The 16,319-nt window shown below is 55.4% G+C and carries 10 protein-coding genes; all 10 read right to left on the reverse strand.

Translation table 11 applies throughout. The annotated features are described in order from the left end of the window. Nucleotides 1–181 precede the first annotated feature (181 nt). Nucleotides 182–1,063: a glycoside hydrolase family 16 protein gene (locus tag IEW06_RS18860; protein ID WP_188548748.1), complete on the reverse strand. Its 882-nt coding sequence runs from the start codon at nucleotides 1,061–1,063 to the stop codon at nucleotides 182–184. A 45-nt stretch (nucleotides 1,064–1,108) separates the two neighbouring features. Continuing rightward, a complete protein-coding gene (locus IEW06_RS18865) occupies nucleotides 1,109–2,374 on the reverse strand; it encodes a PKD domain-containing protein (RefSeq protein ID WP_188548749.1) in 1,266 nt (421 codons plus the stop codon). A gap of 33 nt (nucleotides 2,375–2,407) precedes the next feature. Beyond that, nucleotides 2,408–3,925: a RagB/SusD family nutrient uptake outer membrane protein gene (locus IEW06_RS18870; protein ID WP_187731338.1), complete on the reverse strand. Its 1,518-nt coding sequence runs from the start codon at nucleotides 3,923–3,925 to the stop codon at nucleotides 2,408–2,410. 25 nt (nucleotides 3,926–3,950) lie between these two features. Beyond that, complete coding sequence (locus IEW06_RS18875) at nucleotides 3,951–7,079, reverse strand: SusC/RagA family TonB-linked outer membrane protein (RefSeq protein WP_187731337.1); 3,129 nt, start codon at nucleotides 7,077–7,079, stop codon at nucleotides 3,951–3,953. 81 nt (nucleotides 7,080–7,160) lie between these two features. Beyond that, entirely contained in the window at nucleotides 7,161–9,632 is a 2,472-nt protein-coding gene (locus IEW06_RS18880; protein WP_188548750.1) for a beta-glucosidase, read from the reverse strand. 379 nt (nucleotides 9,633–10,011) lie between these two features. Beyond that, on the reverse strand, nucleotides 10,012–12,009 hold the full coding sequence (locus IEW06_RS18885; RefSeq protein WP_187731335.1) for a 7TM diverse intracellular signaling domain-containing protein: 1,998 nt from the start codon (nucleotides 12,007–12,009) through the stop codon (nucleotides 10,012–10,014). 61 nt (nucleotides 12,010–12,070) lie between these two features. Beyond that, nucleotides 12,071–13,009 (reverse strand): 1,4-dihydroxy-2-naphthoate polyprenyltransferase, encoded by a 939-nt coding sequence (locus IEW06_RS18890; protein ID WP_188548751.1) that lies wholly within the window; start codon nucleotides 13,007–13,009, stop codon nucleotides 12,071–12,073. An 82-nt stretch (nucleotides 13,010–13,091) separates the two neighbouring features. Further along, entirely contained in the window at nucleotides 13,092–13,598 is a 507-nt protein-coding gene (locus IEW06_RS18895; protein WP_223284416.1) for a glutathione peroxidase, read from the reverse strand. A 243-nt stretch (nucleotides 13,599–13,841) separates the two neighbouring features. Further along, nucleotides 13,842–14,423 carry an LOG family protein gene (locus IEW06_RS18900; protein WP_187731334.1) on the reverse strand — a complete coding sequence of 194 codons (582 nt, stop codon included), beginning with the start codon at nucleotides 14,421–14,423 and terminating at the stop codon, nucleotides 13,842–13,844. 97 nt (nucleotides 14,424–14,520) lie between these two features. Beyond that, nucleotides 14,521–16,311: an arginine--tRNA ligase gene (argS, locus tag IEW06_RS18905; RefSeq protein ID WP_187731333.1), complete on the reverse strand. Its 1,791-nt coding sequence runs from the start codon at nucleotides 16,309–16,311 to the stop codon at nucleotides 14,521–14,523. Between the last annotated feature and the right edge of the window lie 8 nt (nucleotides 16,312–16,319).

The raw sequence follows: 16,319 nt of genomic DNA on the forward strand, positions 1-16,319 counted from the left end.
CGACGTATTCCAATAAAGTCAAAGAGCCGGCTCGCACCTCAAACGCGACGAACCGGCTCTGACACTTGCTACCAAACTGAATTGCTCAGTCTGGAGCAAGGATTGATTAACTGTTGCAAAGGCTAAGGGTTACTTAGAAAAAAGCCCCCCAGAGGTCAGCTAAGACGCTTTTGCAGCAGCTTTATTTGTACTGATAATACCGCACGTAATCAACCTGCATCTGCTTGGGAAATGTGGTGCTGGCATCGGGGTTGCCATCAAAATCGCCCCCCACGGCTACGTTCAGGATCATGTAGAACTTATTGTCGAAGGGATATGGGGAAGCGTCGTTGGGCGTAATGGTGAAATACTGCTGCCCATCCAGAAACCACCGCAGCTGGCCCTTGCTGCGCACCAAGCTGAAGATGTGATAATCGTCGGAAAAATCGCCGCTGGGCAAGCGGATCTCTGTGCCTTTGAACTTGCGCTCGGCCACCGTATTACCAAAGTGCACGGTACTGATATTCACCGCTGGCTGACTGCCGCGTAGCTCCATAATGTCGATTTCGCCGCAGGCTGGCCAGGGTGCCTGGCTGTCGTTGCTGCCCAGCATCCAGATGGCCGGCCAGATGCCTTTGCCCTTGGGTAGCTTCGCACGTACATCGATGCGACCGTAAGCAAAGTCCTGCTTGCCCTTCGTAATGATGCGGGCGGAGGTATACTGCCGGTTGCGCAGCTGCTCCTGCTTCGCCTGAATGGTCAGGTTGCCGCCAGTGAGAAAGAGGTTTTCGCTGCTGTTGGTAGTGGCTTGCAGCTCATTATTGAACCAGTTGTCGCTCACTTCATAGGTCCACTTTGTCTGGTTCAGTGCGCTGCCCTCAAACTCGTCGCTCCACACCAGCTCTGTGTACTGATTATAGTCGCGGGGGTCGGCGTTTACTTCGGTGGCGGCGGGTGGCGTGGGCGTTGGGGCCGGCACAGAAGCTTCTTTTTCCTCTGTGCAGGCCGTTGCTGTTAAGCAACACAGTACAGCACCAACAAAAATGCCCCCCAAGCTCCGATAATACTTCAAATCATTTTTCATGCAACAAACAGTTAATCAACAGCATACAGAGCTCTCAGCACAACTTTACTTGGCCACGAATTTCATGGTAAATACGGTACCTCCGTTTGCACCACTACCCGCCCGCAACGTCATCTTCTTATCATCGATGGAGATAATGCGGTACACGCGCTCGGTGGGTGAGGCATCGGTAGTGCCGATAAAAGCATTGTTCCGCGCCAGAACAAACTGCGCTAAGCCAGTGCCACTTGCTGGGCCAAAGGTGAAAGCTGAAGTACCAGACTGCGCTGGCTGACAGGTAAAGCCGGCGGCAGCCGAGAACGTTTCAGCCTTCGCATTATAAGTCAGCGTATTCGTCGTGGAGAACGTGTACTCGTCATCGGACTGGCAAGTGGGCAACTCGCCTGCCTTTACGCCTGCGAAGTACTGTAACGGATTACCTTCCGTACCTACTATAATAGGCGCATCGGTAGCGTTGTCGAGCATCCAGGTCTTAGACGAACCACCCGTAAGCAGCTGACGAACAGGATCAGTAGCGTTGAAGGGCACAAGTGTTACTACGGTTTTGGTGCCATTGGCATTCGTGCTTTTCAGACGCAGACGCTGGGCAGTGGCCTCCACGATGTCGTAGGTGCGGGCCGCGGCGGGGCTGGAAGTGCCAATGAAGGCATTATCAGCCTGGAGAACAATTTGGGCCGGGCCGCCGCCATTGGGACGAAACCGGAAGGCAGAATTGGCATCAGCTGCGGTAGCGCAAGCGCCGTTCACTGAAGTTTGCCCCCCGCTCTTGTAGATATACTGGTAGCCGCTGCTGAAGCTGAACTGATCGTCGGCCTGACAGGCAGGCAGGCTATTGGCAGCCGAGCTCGACACCACCGTGCGGTCATCGGCCGCCAGCACTTCTATCGCGCCGGCGGCGCGTGAGTACGTCCAGACCGTGACACCTCCCCCGTTACAGTCGGTAAGGCCCGCGAAGGATGCATTGGCGCAAGGCGAAGGAACTACTACGTCCTTCTCGGGCGAAGTGCCGGTACCACCCCGACCCGCGGCGGTAAGGCGAACCTTATAGGTGCCCCCCCGGGGATAGGTGTGTGTCACGGTTTCGCCGCTGCCAGTAGAGTTGTCGCCAAAGTCCCACTGGTAGAGAAAGCTATTCTGGCTGGTATTTGTGAACGTGACAACGGTAGGAAACTCAGTGGTATTGACCTCAGCCGTAAAATCGGCCGTTGGCACTACGCCTTCTATCTCCCCCGTGTCTTCTTTATCGCAGGAGGCCAGCAGCAACGAGCCGCTCAGTAGCGCCAGACCCGCTTTATTCCAGATATTTTTCATACAAATCAAAGTAAATCGTCGGTGGGAAGTGGCTTAGTAGCCAGGATTCTGAATGAGAGCAGGGTTGGCATCAATCTCCGACTGCGGAATGGGCAGCACCAGATTGGTAGCCGTTGGTACGCCGCGCTGCACACCAAGCGTCCGCAGGAAAGCGGAGTGCTCAGTCATGCGCGTAATGAACTTGCCCGTCCGCTTCAGGTCAAACCAACGGTCCATCTCAAAGGCCAGCTCGTAGAGGCGCTCGCGCAGCACGGCATCCGTAAAGTTGGGGGTCGTCGTGGTCAGGTCGCGGGCGGCAGAAGGCGTATTAATAGGCAGCCCGAACGCACGGCGGCGCACTTTGTTGATGGCTTCTACGCCCTCAGCTGTTGGTCCTACGGCCTCCGCCAGAATCAAATACACCTCAGCCAGGCGCATCACCTTCATATTCAGGGGCGAATCCCAGATGTTGGTGTTTACTTTACCGATAAACCATTTCTTGGAGCTGTAGCCGAAGGGAGAACCCGGCAGGCTACCAGGATTCGTTCCGCCACCGGGCCACGCGTCGCCAGGTGCGAAGATGCTGACGGCTTTGCGCGTATCGCCGGCCTCGTAGCCATTCACGAAGTCGGGCTCCGGAATGTTGAAGCCGTAGCCATCGCCTACGGGCGTGAGTCCACCACCGCGGGGGGCAAAAAACTGGTTGGCCGCCGAGCCTACATTGTTGCGGTCGTACTGGTTGCGGCCGTTCACGAACTGCACCTCAAACAGCGACTCCTGGCCGTTGTCGTTTTCTACTTTAAAGATATCGGCGTAGTTGGCGTACAGGGTTTTGCCGGAGCCAGCAATGACCTCGCGGGCCCGCTGCGCGGCTTCGGTCTTTTTATCCTGGGTGAGATATACCTTGGCCAGCAGCCCCGTAGCTGCCCACTTCGTAGCCCGGCCGATATCTTCGCCGCTATACGAAGCGGGCAAATTACCGATAGCCTCAATCAAGTCCTTTTCGATCTGCGCATATACCTGCACGGCGGGCGTACGTGGGATATTTACCTCAGCCGCCGTGACGGGCGGCACAGTATACAAAGGCACATCACCGTAGGCCCGCACTAAGTCAAAGTAATACTTGGCCCGCAGAAACTGTGCTTCGCCCAAGCAGCGCTTTTGAATATTCGGATCAATATTCGTAATCAGGGGCACCTTCTGCAGCACAATATTAGCCCGCTGAATACCAATAAAGGACCCGCCCCAGAGGCGGTTAGCAATGATATTGGTAGTGGGAATATTGTAGTTGTCGAGCTGCTGGTATTCAATACCATCGCCGCCGCCGCCGCCGCCCGTAGTCGAGACGTCCGCCATAATATCCATGGCCCACAAAGCCGCGTTGTACTGCCCTTCCTTCGTCAGCTCGCTATAAGCGGCCGTAACGGCCTGAATGGCGTCGGTCTGGGTTTTGTAAAAGTTGGCGTCCGTTATCTGGTCGGTGGGGGCCTCCTCCAGGAATTTCTCGCCGCAGCCGGTCAGTAAGCCCAGCGTGAGCAGAAAAGCGCCGCACGTATATTTTGAGATAGTCATTGTTCTGTGGAAATTTTAGAAAGGATTAAAACCCGATGTTTAAACCGGCCATGAATACGCGCGACTGGGGATAGATACCCAGGTCGACGCCGCTGGCGCTCACCTCAGGATCGAAACCGCTGTACTTAGTCAGCGTGGCCAGGTTCTGAGCCGTGACGTACACGCGCAGCTGGGTGGCCGAAATCCGGCTCATCAGGCCTGTTGGCAGCGTATAGCCCAAAGTCAGGTTTTTGATGCGGGCATAAGAGCCATCTTCGATAAAGTAAGTAGACACACGCAGGTTGGTGTTCGGGTCGCCACTAACGGCGCGAGGCACGTCGTTGCTGGTGCCGGGGCCGGTCCAGCGGTTCAGTACGCGGGTAGTGCCATTGGTAGTACCATACAGGGCGCCTTCCGTGATGTAGCGGTTCAGGTTGTACACGTCGTTGCCCTGCGAGCCTTGAATAAAGAAGCTCAGATCGAAACCCTTGAAGGTCAGATTGTTGGTAATACCGTACGTGAAGTCGGGGTTAGGATTACCGATAAAGGTCCGATCATCGGCGTTGATGACATTATCCCCATTCAGATCGCGGAAGCGGATATCACCGGGTGCGGTGCCGGTTTGCTGGGTGGCGTGCGCGGCTACTTCATCCTGCGTCTGGAACAGGCCATCGGCCGTGTAGCCGAAGAACGAGCCAAAGGCATAACCCTCGTCGTAGCGCACAATGGTGCCGCTCAGCGAGCCCAATCCGTTGTAAGGCAGGCCTTCACCCAATGACTCCAGCTCCGTTTTGAAAGCCGACAGGTTCAGCGTCGTGGTCCAGTTGAAGCCTTGCCCTGAGCCCTGCACATTGCGGGAAGTAAAGCTAAAGTCGACACCACGGTTGTAAGCGGAGGCCGCGTTACGATTTACTGGCTCGTAGGTGCCCGAAGCGATGAGCGGCGGCACGGGAGCAATCAGGTTGGGCGAGCTACGGTTGTAGAGGTCGATGCTGGCCTCGAAGCGATTTTCCAGGAAGCCCATGTCCAGACCAATGTTTGCCTGGTTGTTGGTTTCCCAGCGCAGCTCAGGGTTAGCTAGGCGCGTGGGTGCGCCGCCCGTATTGATCGTGCCATCCGGACCGAACGGATACGTGATACCGAAATTGACCGAGTAGAGGTAAGCAAAACGCCCGGCGTTCAGTGGGTTACCCACTTTGCCGTAGCCGGCCCGCAGCTTCAGGTTGCTGACGGTGGTGTTGTCTTTCAAGAACTCCTCTTCAGAGATGCGCCAGCCGGCGGATACACCAGGGAAGAAGCCAAACTTATCGCCGGGAGGGAACACGGAGGAACCGTCGTAGCGGGCTACGGCTGAGAGTAGGTACTTACCATCAAACTCGTAGTTGAGGCGACCAAAGTAGCTGGCCAGGCGCTGGGGGGCATTTATGGTGCCCGCATTAGCCAACTGCGTATTGAGCGGACCAGCATTGATTACCTGCAAGTCGTTGCGAAGATAGCCCGTGCGATAAGCCTCTACGTTGCTGCGGTTAAACTCCTGAGCCGACTGGCCTAACAGAACTGTAACCTGGTGCTTGTCGGCGAAGAGATGATCGTAAGTGGCCGTGTTCTCGATCAGATAGGTAGGCGCGTAGGCGGAAGTAGCCGTGGCACCTGCCACCGTATAGCGTGAGCTGTAGCCTGCCAGTGTCGGCGCAGAAGGAGCAAACGCATTGAAGTTGTCGAAGATAAAGTCGCCACCTACGTTGGTGCGCAAGCGCAGGCCTTTAACTGGCTCAAGTTCAGCGTATAAGCTGATCAATGCCCGGTTGCGAGTAAACTTCTGGTTGGTTCGCTGGGCGCTGGCGAGGGGGTTCTCCTCAATAAAGTTATCGACGCTGCCGCTTGGCTCATACCAGTAACCATCGGGGCGGTAAGGCTGCACGGTAGCCGGGATACGCAGTAAGTGCTGCACCACGCCATATTCTCCGCTGTTGGTCGTCACCTGACGGTCCTCTAAGTGCGTGAGCTGAATGCTGTTGCCTATCTTCAGCATTCTGCCTAACTGCACGTCGCCATTGGCCCGCAGAGTAAAGCGCTCGAAGTTGGTGCCGACAATTGTACCGTCCTGCTGGAAATAGGTACCCGACAATGCGTAGCGTGCGCTTTCGCTGCCGCCCGTAGCCGAGAGGGAATAGTTCTGAATCTGAGCCTGACGGAATACGAGGTCCTGCCAGTCGGTGCCTTCGCCCAACGCGGCCGGGTTGCGCAACTGGTCCACCACAATGGGCAGACCCGCCGCGATGCGGTTTTCGTTGTTGATGAGGGCATATTCCTGGGCGTTCAGCAAGTCCAGCTTGCGGGCCACGCTCTGGATACCGCGGTACACATCCAAATTGACGTTCGTCTTGCCGGCCTTGCCGCGCTTGGTTGTAATGATTACAACTCCGTTGGCAGCACGCACCCCGTAGATAGCCGTCGCCGATGCATCCTTCAGAATATCAATGGTTTCGATATCATTGGGGCTGATGGCGTTCAGCTGATTTTCCTGGTCGCTGGAAGGCAGCGGAAAACCATCTACAACGTACAGCGGGCTGTTATTACCCGCTGAAGTTATGCCGCGAATACGTACCGAAGTACCAGCAGCGCCGCCAGGAGCGCCGCCGTTGGAGATAATGGTAACACCGGAAACCTTGCCTTGAATAGCCTGGGTAACATCAGCTACCGGCTGGCGCACAATCTCTTCACTGGCCACCGATGAAATAGCGCCGGTTACGCTGCCCCGCTCCTGGGTGCCGTAACCTACCACGACTACTTCGCTCAGCGACTTCGTATCGCTCTCCAGTGTCACATTAAGACTGGTAGTTGCTCCTGTTACGGGGAACTCGCGGCTGGTAAAGCCAATGGAACTGAACACCAGCGTGCTGCCCTCGGGCACGTTGAGCGAGAAAGTACCGTCGCTGCTGGTAGAAGCACCTATGGATGTGCCCTTTACGAGCACCGTTACGCCCGGCAGGGCTTCGCCATTGGACTGAGTTACGCGCCCCGATACGGGCACATCAGCCGTTGCCAGAGAAGCGGCAGCGGGGCTGGGGGGCAAATTTCGCCCGGCCAAAGCGGGAGCCACAACCGCTGGCAACCCACAGGCCGTCAGCAGAATGGCTCTTCGCAAGAAGGATGAGTAAGAATTTAGGGTCATGTGGGTAGGAATAAGTAAGCTGAAAGCAAGCGTGAAAAAACCGATCAGCACCGACTATTCGTCGGCGCTACAGGTGAGAAATTAAGGTTTGGAATCTTTTGCGGCGCGGCCCGCTCCTCCTGCCTGAGCAGAAGCACCCGCGTAGCGAAAACGTTTTAGTTGATCGCCAATACGAAGCGTGAAATAGCCATCTTCTAGTTGCCGGCGGCCATCAGCGTCTGGATAAGTTAAATCGCGTTGGGGCTGAATCTCAAAAACCAGCTCACGACTTTCACCAGCCTTGTATTCGGCTTTTTCGAAGTGCTTGAGCAAGCGCACGGGGCGGGTGATGCGGCCTACTTCATCGGTCAGAAACCAGAGCGCAGCCTCTTTACCGGCGCGGGAGCCAGCATTGGTCACGCGCACGGTAGCACGCAGCGTAGCGTTGCCGCTGAGCACTGAGTCGGTGAGGGTTAAGTCGCTGTAGCGGAAGGTGGTGTAGCTCAGGCCCTGCCCAAACTCGGTGAGCATAGAAGGCTTGTATTTTGCCCCCCGGTTCTCAAAGCCAGCACCAAAGTCGCTAAGCTCCAGGCTGTTCTCATTATTATCGTGGTGATAGGGCGAGAAGTGCCCGGCAAACTGCGGATAAGTGAAAGGTAGCTTGCCACTGGGGTTCACCTTGCCGCTGATAATCTCGGCAATAGCCTGGCCACCGCCAAAGCCGGGCAGCCCGCCCCACAAAATGCCCCCCGAACCATCGGCTACGGCCCGAATGATGCTGGGCCTCCCTCCTATCACCACCAGTACAGAGGGCTTGCCTACGGCCTGCACTGCCCGAGCCAATTGCAGTTGATCTTCGGGCAGCGTCAGGTCGCTGGTATTACCTAATCCTTCCGTGTAAGGCCGTTCGCCAAGAGCCATAACAATAGCATCGGCGCGGCGCGCGGCAGCCGTTACGCGCGGCAGCGCCAACGCCCCCGCGGCATCACGGTAGGCCACGGTTTCAACCTGGGCATTCGGGTACTCCTTCTTTAAGGCTGCGTAAATAGTCAGAACTTCCTTAGGATAAGCCTCTTCTGCCCGGCCCTGCCACGCCAGTGTCCAGCCGCCGGCCAGGTTTGCGCGCGAGTCAGCTGAAGGACCAACCACCAACAGGCGCTTTACTTTAGACGCTGCAAGGGGCAGTAAGTTATTCGTGTTTTTGAGCAGCACGATAGACTCGCGAGCAGCCTCTACGGTTTGTTGTTTCAGGGCGGGGTCGCCAATCCGGCTGAGGCGGTCGGTGCGGGGCATGGGGTTTTCGAACAAGCCCAAGTCATCCTTTAATTGCAGTATGCGGCCTGCCGACAAGTTGATGCGTTCTTCAGTCAGGCGACCTTCCTGCACTAGCTCCTTTACCAAGGTGCAAAAGGTCGTCGTGTAGGGCGTCATGGCCATATCTACGCCCGCATCAATGGCCATAAACGTGGCTTCCTTCTCGTTGGCGGCTACTTTCTGAATGCGCACTAAGCGTATGATGTCTTCCCAATCGGTGACGGCCACGCCCTGAAAGCCCATTTTGGTGCGGAGCAGATCGGTGAGAATGCGGCGCGAAGCGTGCACCGGCTCACCGTTGATCTGCCCGCTATTGATCATGATGCTCTTCAGTCCTGAATCGATTGCGGCCTGAAAAGAAGGACGAAAAAACTCCTCGATACGCTGATCGGAGATTTCGGCTACCGTGCGGTCCCATCCGGTACGCGGATCGGAATAGCCGAGGAAATGCTTACCGCAAGCGGCCACCTTATAGGGGGCAATTTCCTTGTTTTCCTGCATCTCCCGCACAAAAGCAGCGCCCATCACCGACGCTACCAATGGATCTTCGCCATAGGTTTCGTAAAAGCGGGGCCACTGCGCATTTACCCCTAAGTCTATGACGGGAGCGAACACCCAGTGATGGCCCAGATCAGCCGACTCAAGCACGGTAGCGCGCGCAGCCTGACGGGAAAACTCAGGATTAAAAGTGGCCCCCAGGTTTAAGTTGTGAGGAAAAATGGCCGCCCCGGAAACATAGCTGGCCCCGTGCATATGGTCGATGCCATAGATGATGGGAATATGCAGACGCGATTCGCGCATCGCAATTCGCTGTAAAGCAGCCGAATACTTAGCCCATTGCGCTGGCTCTACAGCCTCACCATTTAGAAAGGAGCCGACGTGGAATTGCTTGATGAGCGGTATCAGCTTGGCGGAGTCTAAGGTGATGTCCTTCTGCTGCCCAGTATTATTTATGGTTGTGTTGGCGAGCTGAGTCATCTGCCCGATTTTCTCCTCCAGCGTCATTTGCGCGAGCAGGGCGCGCACCCGCTCGCTCACAGGCGCAGGCTTAAAGCTGGTGGCGGGCTGAGCCGAACCAGCGACAGTAGTTGCTGGAACTGTGGCGGCAGAAGTGCTTGCCCGCTGGCAACCCTGACTAGCACTGAGCAACACCCCAAGCGTGAGCCCTTGCAGAGCAAGCTTGCCAAGATGGCTCGGCGCTGCTGCTCCCGTATTTGTGAAAGGAAAAGATACCCGTAAAAAGGAAGTAGGTAATCTCATAAGGACAGGGAAGTTTTCCCAAATATATCCGTCCTTGTTTTGAAAATGCAAAGCAAAAAAGCCCCCCACAGCCTCAAAACGAACTTTTTATAGGTATACTAAATCTAATTTATACACTTACTGCACACGTAAAACCCAGCTAATTACGGGCTGCTGCGCTATAGCTGACTTAAGCCCGAGAAAGCAGACAACGGCTAAGAAACAATGAAAAAAAGCGAAGTCAGACAGATTTTTTTTCAATAAAACACTCAGCTAGTCGTCTTTTAAATGGTTTTCCTCTGAGACACCGTATACCAGCTACTCTGCCCAGCGTTACCTGCAAAGCCTACTTCGCGTCTGGGCGGCAGACATAAGTTTAGTTTGCTGCTGGTGGGAGGCTTCAGGCCTTTTGAGAAAGTGAAGCGGAAAATTCTGATTCAGAAGTTTCATCTGCTTCGCTGGTCGCGTCAAGCAGGATATGTGTCCAGCTTTCGTTTACCTCATAATCAGGTGACAGGCGGCGGCGGCGCATGGCATCCATTACTTTCTGACTAAAGCTCCAGCACGTGGCTTGGCGCAGGTCCAGAAGGCGGGACATCTCCTGGGAGGAGTAATTGCCTTGGTGGGCATTGATCAGGAACACTGCATACAAAGCCTTGACTATCGAGAACTTACACTTCTGCAACATAGTGTAGGCCGTGGCCGACTCCACGTAGCGGCAGCGGGTACAGCGCCGCGCGTGGGGCTCGCGGCCGGTGCAATACTTCTCGTAGCCACACTTGCGGCACTGGTAGCCGTTTGCCCATTTCAGGTCCGCTAAGTAGCTCAGACAGGCATCTTTGTCGGGATAGATCTGGCTGAACTCGCCAAAATCTACCTCTTTGGCTAAGACACGGGCGGTCTGGGCCTGCTGCAAATCGTGCTGAAGGTTGGCATTTAGCTTTTCAATAGCGGCCGATTGCAGGGCTAATAATCCGTTGGCTTGCAGCAGTTCGCGGTTTTGGGCAGCTATGGTTTCGCTTTGCTGACGCAGTTCCTGGGTGCGTCGGGCTACCTGCGCTTCCAGCTCTGAGTTGAGTTGATCCTTGAGCTGCTGATTTTGCTGGAGCTGCTCCACCAGGCGGTCTTGGGCCAAATGCTTTTTGCGGAGCTGCTTCACCAGGCGAGCCTGCACGGCCAGCCGGGCATCTTTAATTCCCTTAATCTTTTCGCCCAGCGCATAGGATAAGATAGTCACTTCCACCACAAACGCCACGTTCATGCTATACACGGTGAAGTGATTATTTAAGAATTCGATGCCAAGCTTGCGGGTAATGAGGAAAACCAAACTGACAGCTACCAGCGCGTGCGCCAGCAAAAAATAGCGCGCCGCCCGCAGCCCCTGCTGATACACCAGCACAGCGGCATAATAAATAAGACAGTAAGGCAGTAGATACAGCCAGAAGCTGAAGCCCGATTGCACTACCAGTATATCGGCCAGCAGCAGGGCCACGCTCAGGGCGCCAATCAGCCGAATCCACCAATCGAGGCGGGGCACGCGTAGGGATGTATCGAGGAAGCCGCGCGCGTAGTGCATAAAGGTAAAGAGCAGCACTACGGGTGCGCCAGCATTGATCAGGCGATTAAGCCACGGCAAATCTGACCACACATACTCAAACCCCAGCCCGTCCTCGGATAAGAACAATAGGCTACAGCTCAGCACGTACAGCACGTAGCGCAGGTAGGTTTCTTCCCCGATAAAAAGGTAGATGCACAGATTATACACTACCATGATGAAGAGCACTCCATAAAAGCCCCCCAGCAATCCGTATTGGGTCTGGAAATGGGTGAGCAGCACCGGCTCATTGCGCATCATGGCGCGAAAGCTCGTCTTGGAATCGGACGCTAAGCGCAGGTAGTACGTTTGAGTCTCACCCAGCGATAAGGGAAGGTCAAACAGAAAGTCTTTGTAAGGATGGGGGCGCGTGGCGAAAGGCAGATCGGCACCGGTATGAAACTGCTTGTAGCCGGTAGCGGTAGGCTGAAAAAATCGCACATCATTGATGTGGGAGTCGAATAAATCGAGGAACCAATGCGTGCCAGATGGGTCTTCGTTGCGCACGGTAAAGCGCAGCCAATACGCCGAATTCGTATTACTCATGTTCGGTGCGCCGGTGTAGGGGGCAAACTGGCTGGCCTTGGCCGGGCGGCGCACGTCATGAATTGTTAACTGGCTCGAGGAGTCTTCCAGCACACTATAGTAGGAGCCATCGATGAAAAAATCGGCTCCGGAAGGTCGCATTACCAGCGTGTCTTCCGTGGCGGCCCGCGCCGAAGTAGTGGCAAAAAAGCTGAACAAGCAGCTCCACACTAATATAAACCGAGTAGAGAATAACAAGGATAGGCTTAGGGCACGCATAGTGCTGGCTAATGTACACATTTGCCCCCCAGAAATTGCTACAAATGCGCAAGAGCCGGGTCTACAGAAGCTGCCCTATTCCAAACAACAGCACAAATACCAGTGTACTCATGGCCATTTGCTTCAGCAATGGGTCGAGTTTTTTGGAGTCTTGTCGCGCCCAAACCTGACGGCCATTAAACCAAAACAGTGGTACAGAAAGCAAAAACAGCCACTGCCAAGGCGAGTGATAGGTAAGCGCCACGTATACAGTGGCGCTGCCCAGGCCGAATATCAGCAGTAGCCAGTGGTAGCGCCGCGCCGATTTGCCCCCCAGCCGCACGGGAATCGTGATTTTACCGGCCAACTCGTCGGAGCGCAGGTCGCGGATATTGTTCACATTGAGCACGGCCGTAGCAAAGCAGCCCAGACTAGCAGCGGGCAGCCATACAGCCAGCGGTAGCGTCTGGGTTTGCAGAAAGTAAGTGCCGCCCACGCCCACGAGCCCAAAAAAGATGAACACCGACACATCGCCCAAACCGGCGTAACCATACGGATTACTGCCTGCCGTATAGTTAATAGCGGCCCAAATAGCGGCCAAGCCCAGCAGCAGGAACGTGAGCAGAACCCACATGCCAGCCGCGCCTAGCGCTACCCACAGCAGCGCCAGCCCAGATACAAATGCAGCCACGCCAAACACACCCATAGCCTGCTTCATACGGGCCGGTGTGATATAGCCGGCCTGCACCGCCCGCAACGGGCCTTCGCGGTGCACACTGTCGGCGCCGTTTTGGGAATCGCCGTAGTCGTTGGCGAGGTTACTCAGAATCTGGAGTAAGATGGTAGTGAGCGCCGCCAGCCCAACGACTGCGCCATTAAATTGCCCCCCAGCGGCAGCTAAAAAGCCCCCCGTGAGAATGCTGGCTAAGGCCAAAGGCAACGTGCGCGGCCGAAAAGCCGAAACCCAAGCGCTGACGGGGCTTGGGTGGGGAGGTGTAGAAGAAGCCGAAGAGGAAGTCATACGCCAGAAGCGAAAATCAAAACGTCATGCTAAGGATCTCGAAGCATGACGTTTTGCAAAGCAAACAAAAGCTATAAACCTTTTATTTCAGAATAGCACTCACCAGTTCATCGCTCATGGGCTTCACTTTGGAAGGATAAAAGCCGATTACGTGGCCTTGCTCATCCACCAGGTATTTGCAGAAATTCCAGGTAGGCGCGTCGCTGATAGCGCCGTTCTTGGTTTTGTCGGCCAAGAACTGAAACAGGGGCGCCGTGTCGTCGCCTTTCACCGATACTTTCTCAAACAGAGGAAAGGTTACACCAAAGTTCTTCTCGCAGAAAGTGGCAATCTCCTCGTTGGTACCGGGCTCCTGACCACCAAAATTATTGGCTGGAAAGCCCAGCACCGTCACTTTGTCGCCGTGATTTTTGTGCAACTCTTCCAACTCCTTGTATTGTGGCGTATAGCCGCACTCCGAGGCCACGTTTACGATGAGCAGCTTTTTGCCAGCAAACTGGCTTAGCTTCAAATCTTTACCATCAATGGTTTTGACAGTGTAATCGTACACGGTGCCAGCAGCGGCGGTTTCGGGAGCAGTGGTAGTCATGGTATTAGAATTAGAATCGGTTGTAGGCTGAGAGGAAGAGGAAATTCCGCAGGACGCAAGCGCGACCGTTAGAAGAATGACTGATGCTTGCATGGGGGGCTTTTTCAAGGGCTAAGTATAAAAACCAATACGGGTAGCATCGCCCAAACCGCTGGTACTGACACAATGTTTCGGACTTGATATGTCAGAGGATAGAAACAAAGTCGTGCTTACTTCTATCTCCTCAATCAGCCGGTTGTCGACTTAAGTAGTGGGTGGTGTCAGCCATTTTTCTACCTCAATCGGCTCAAAATGCAGCATCTTATCCAGCAGCACTGATGGCGATTCGTGCTGCAAGAGCTGCGCACGGTTCTCCTGGCGCAGCAGCCCCTCCCGTGCCATCGTATCGAGCAGGGCCAGCAGCTGATCATAGTAGCCGCCTACGTTGAGCACAGCCACCGGCTTGCGGTGCAGTCCCAATTGCGCCCAGGTCAGCACTTCAAATAGCTCTTCCAATGTGCCGTAGCCCCCGGGCATAGCCACAAAGCCTTCCGCCAAATCAGCCATCAGCAGCTTTCGCTCGTGCATTGACTTCACGATGTGCAACTCGGTCAAACCGCGGTGCTCTACTTCCTTCTCCACCAGAAAATCGGGGATGACACCAATGGCCCGGCCACCATGGCGTAGCACGCTGTCGGCCACAGCACCCATGAGGCCTACCCGACCACCACCATAAACCAGCATCATATTACGCTCGGCCAGGGTTTGCCCCATTACTTCCGCCTGCTGGCGGTAGATATCATTGAGGCCGGCATTGGCACCGCAGTATACTGCTACACTTTTCATACAGGAAGGTATTCGTCGAAACACATAGGAGCGTATTTCGGCTTTGACTACTTAGAAAACTGCCTGCCTTATTATTTAAGTGAAGGCAGCTTAACTTTTACATTCGCTCGGGCACGGTGATACCTAGCAGGCGCATACCGGCTTTGATGGTACGGCCGGTTTGGGCCGAAAGAGCCACGCGGAAGCGACGCTTCGTTTCGTCGGGCTCGCCAAACACAGGTACTTCCGTGTAAAAGCGATTGTATGCTTTCGCCACTTCGTACACGTACTGCACCAGGATGGAAGGCGCCATAAGACGAGCAGCCTCCGCCACTACCCCAGGGTAGCCGGCCAGCAACTGTACGGCGTCGCGCTCGGTTTCGTGCAGGCTTTCGGGAGCGTCAATTTGCCCCCCAGTCAGGCCCAGCTCGGTGGCTTTGCGCATAATGGCCGCAATGCGGGCGTGCGTATACTGCACAAACGGACCGGTATTGCCCTGGAAGTTGATGCTTTCCTCGGGGTTGAAGAGCATGCGCTTTTTAGGGTCAACCTTCAGCAGAAAATACTTGAGCGCGCCCAAAGCCAGCGTGTGGTAGAGCTGCTCGGCTTCCTCGGTGCTGAGTCCTTCAATTTTGCCCAGCTCCTGGGTAGTGCGGCGGGCCGTGTCTATCATTTCCTGCACCAGCTCGTCGGCGTCGACTACCGTTCCCTCGCGGGATTTCATGCGGCCCGAAGGCAAATCGACCATGCCGTAGCTGAGGTGATGAATGGCTTCGGCGTAGGGCTTGCCCAGCTTGTGCAACACCGCCTGTAGCACCTGCATGTGGTAGTTCTGCTCGTCGGCAATCACGTAGACCGACGAATCGTAGTTGAAATCCTGGTATTTGAGCTCGGCCGTGCCCAGGTCCTGGGTGATGTAGACGCTCGTACCGTCGGCGCGGAGCAAGAGCTTTTCGTCGAGGCCTTCTTCCTTCAGATCAACCCACACGGAGCCGTCGTCTTTGCGGAAGAAGACGCCTTTTTGGAGGCCTTCTTCCACGCGCTCTTTGCCCAGCAGGTAGGTTTCGGACTCGTAGTAATACTTATCGAAATCGACGCCGATGGTGCGGTAGGTTTCGTCGAAGCCTTCGTACACCCAGCCATTCATCTGCTTCCACAGAGCAAGCACTTCCTCGTCGCCCTGCTCCCACTGCTGTAGCATGTATTGGGCTTCGGTCATCAGGGGAGCCTGGCGCTTGGCCACATCCGGCAGGACGCCCTCCGCTTCCAGCTGCCGGATTTCTTCCTTGTAATGGCGCTCAAACAGCACGTAGTATTTCCCGATCAGGTGGTCGCCTTTGATACCGGAGCTTTGGGGTGTTTCGCCGTGCCCGAAGCGCTGGTAGGCCAGCATCGACTTGCAGATGTGGATGCCGCGGTCGTTGATGAGGTTGGCCTTGGTAACGGTGGCGCCAGTGGCTTTTACAATCTCGGCCACGGAGTAGCCCAGAAAAATATTGCGCAGGTGGCCCAGATGCAGCGGCTTGTTGGTATTGGGCGATGAATACTCCACTACTACCCGCTGGGGGCCATTTGAAGGCACCGGAGCGTTATCGGGCCGGGCCAGCATCTCAGCAAATTGGCGCAGCCACTCACTGTCACCTATTTCCAGGTTCAGAAAGCCTTTCACTACGTTGAACCCACTCACGCGGGGCTCATTGGCGGCCAGCCATTCGCCCAGCGCCTGGCCTATCTGCTCCGGACCTTTGCCCAGACTTTTCGTCAGCGAAAACGTTACGAGCGTAAACGTGCCGGCGAATTCCTTGCGGGTGGGCTGAATAACAAGCTGCTCCGTTGTAACCGTAGCGCCAAATACCTGCTGAATAGCTGCGCTTAGCGCAGCTTTGATGTCTTGTTCGAGTTGTTGCACGGGGTGCG

Origin of the sequence: Hymenobacter qilianensis, assembly GCF_014638675.1 — a bacterium.
GTDB classification, from domain to species: domain Bacteria; phylum Bacteroidota; class Bacteroidia; order Cytophagales; family Hymenobacteraceae; genus Hymenobacter; species Hymenobacter qilianensis.

Excerpts from the sequence above, each read along its gene's own strand:
- IEW06_RS18860 (WP_188548748.1), bottom strand. The coding sequence starts at position 1,063 with ATGAAAAATGATTTGAAGTATTATCGGAGCTTGGGGGGCATTTTTGTT.
- IEW06_RS18865 (WP_188548749.1), bottom strand. The coding sequence starts at position 2,374 with ATGAAAAATATCTGGAATAAAGCGGGTCTGGCGCTACTGAGCGGCTCG.
- IEW06_RS18870 (WP_187731338.1), bottom strand. The coding sequence starts at position 3,925 with ATGACTATCTCAAAATATACGTGCGGCGCTTTTCTGCTCACGCTGGGC.
- IEW06_RS18875 (WP_187731337.1), bottom strand. The coding sequence starts at position 7,079 with ATGACCCTAAATTCTTACTCATCCTTCTTGCGAAGAGCCATTCTGCTG.
- IEW06_RS18880 (WP_188548750.1), bottom strand. The coding sequence starts at position 9,632 with ATGAGATTACCTACTTCCTTTTTACGGGTATCTTTTCCTTTCACAAAT.
- IEW06_RS18885 (WP_187731335.1), bottom strand. The coding sequence starts at position 12,009 with ATGCGTGCCCTAAGCCTATCCTTGTTATTCTCTACTCGGTTTATATTA.
- IEW06_RS18890 (WP_188548751.1), bottom strand. The coding sequence starts at position 13,009 with ATGACTTCCTCTTCGGCTTCTTCTACACCTCCCCACCCAAGCCCCGTC.
- IEW06_RS18895 (WP_223284416.1), bottom strand. The coding sequence starts at position 13,598 with ATGACTACCACTGCTCCCGAAACCGCCGCTGCTGGCACCGTGTACGAT.
- IEW06_RS18900 (WP_187731334.1), bottom strand. The coding sequence starts at position 14,423 with ATGAAAAGTGTAGCAGTATACTGCGGTGCCAATGCCGGCCTCAATGAT.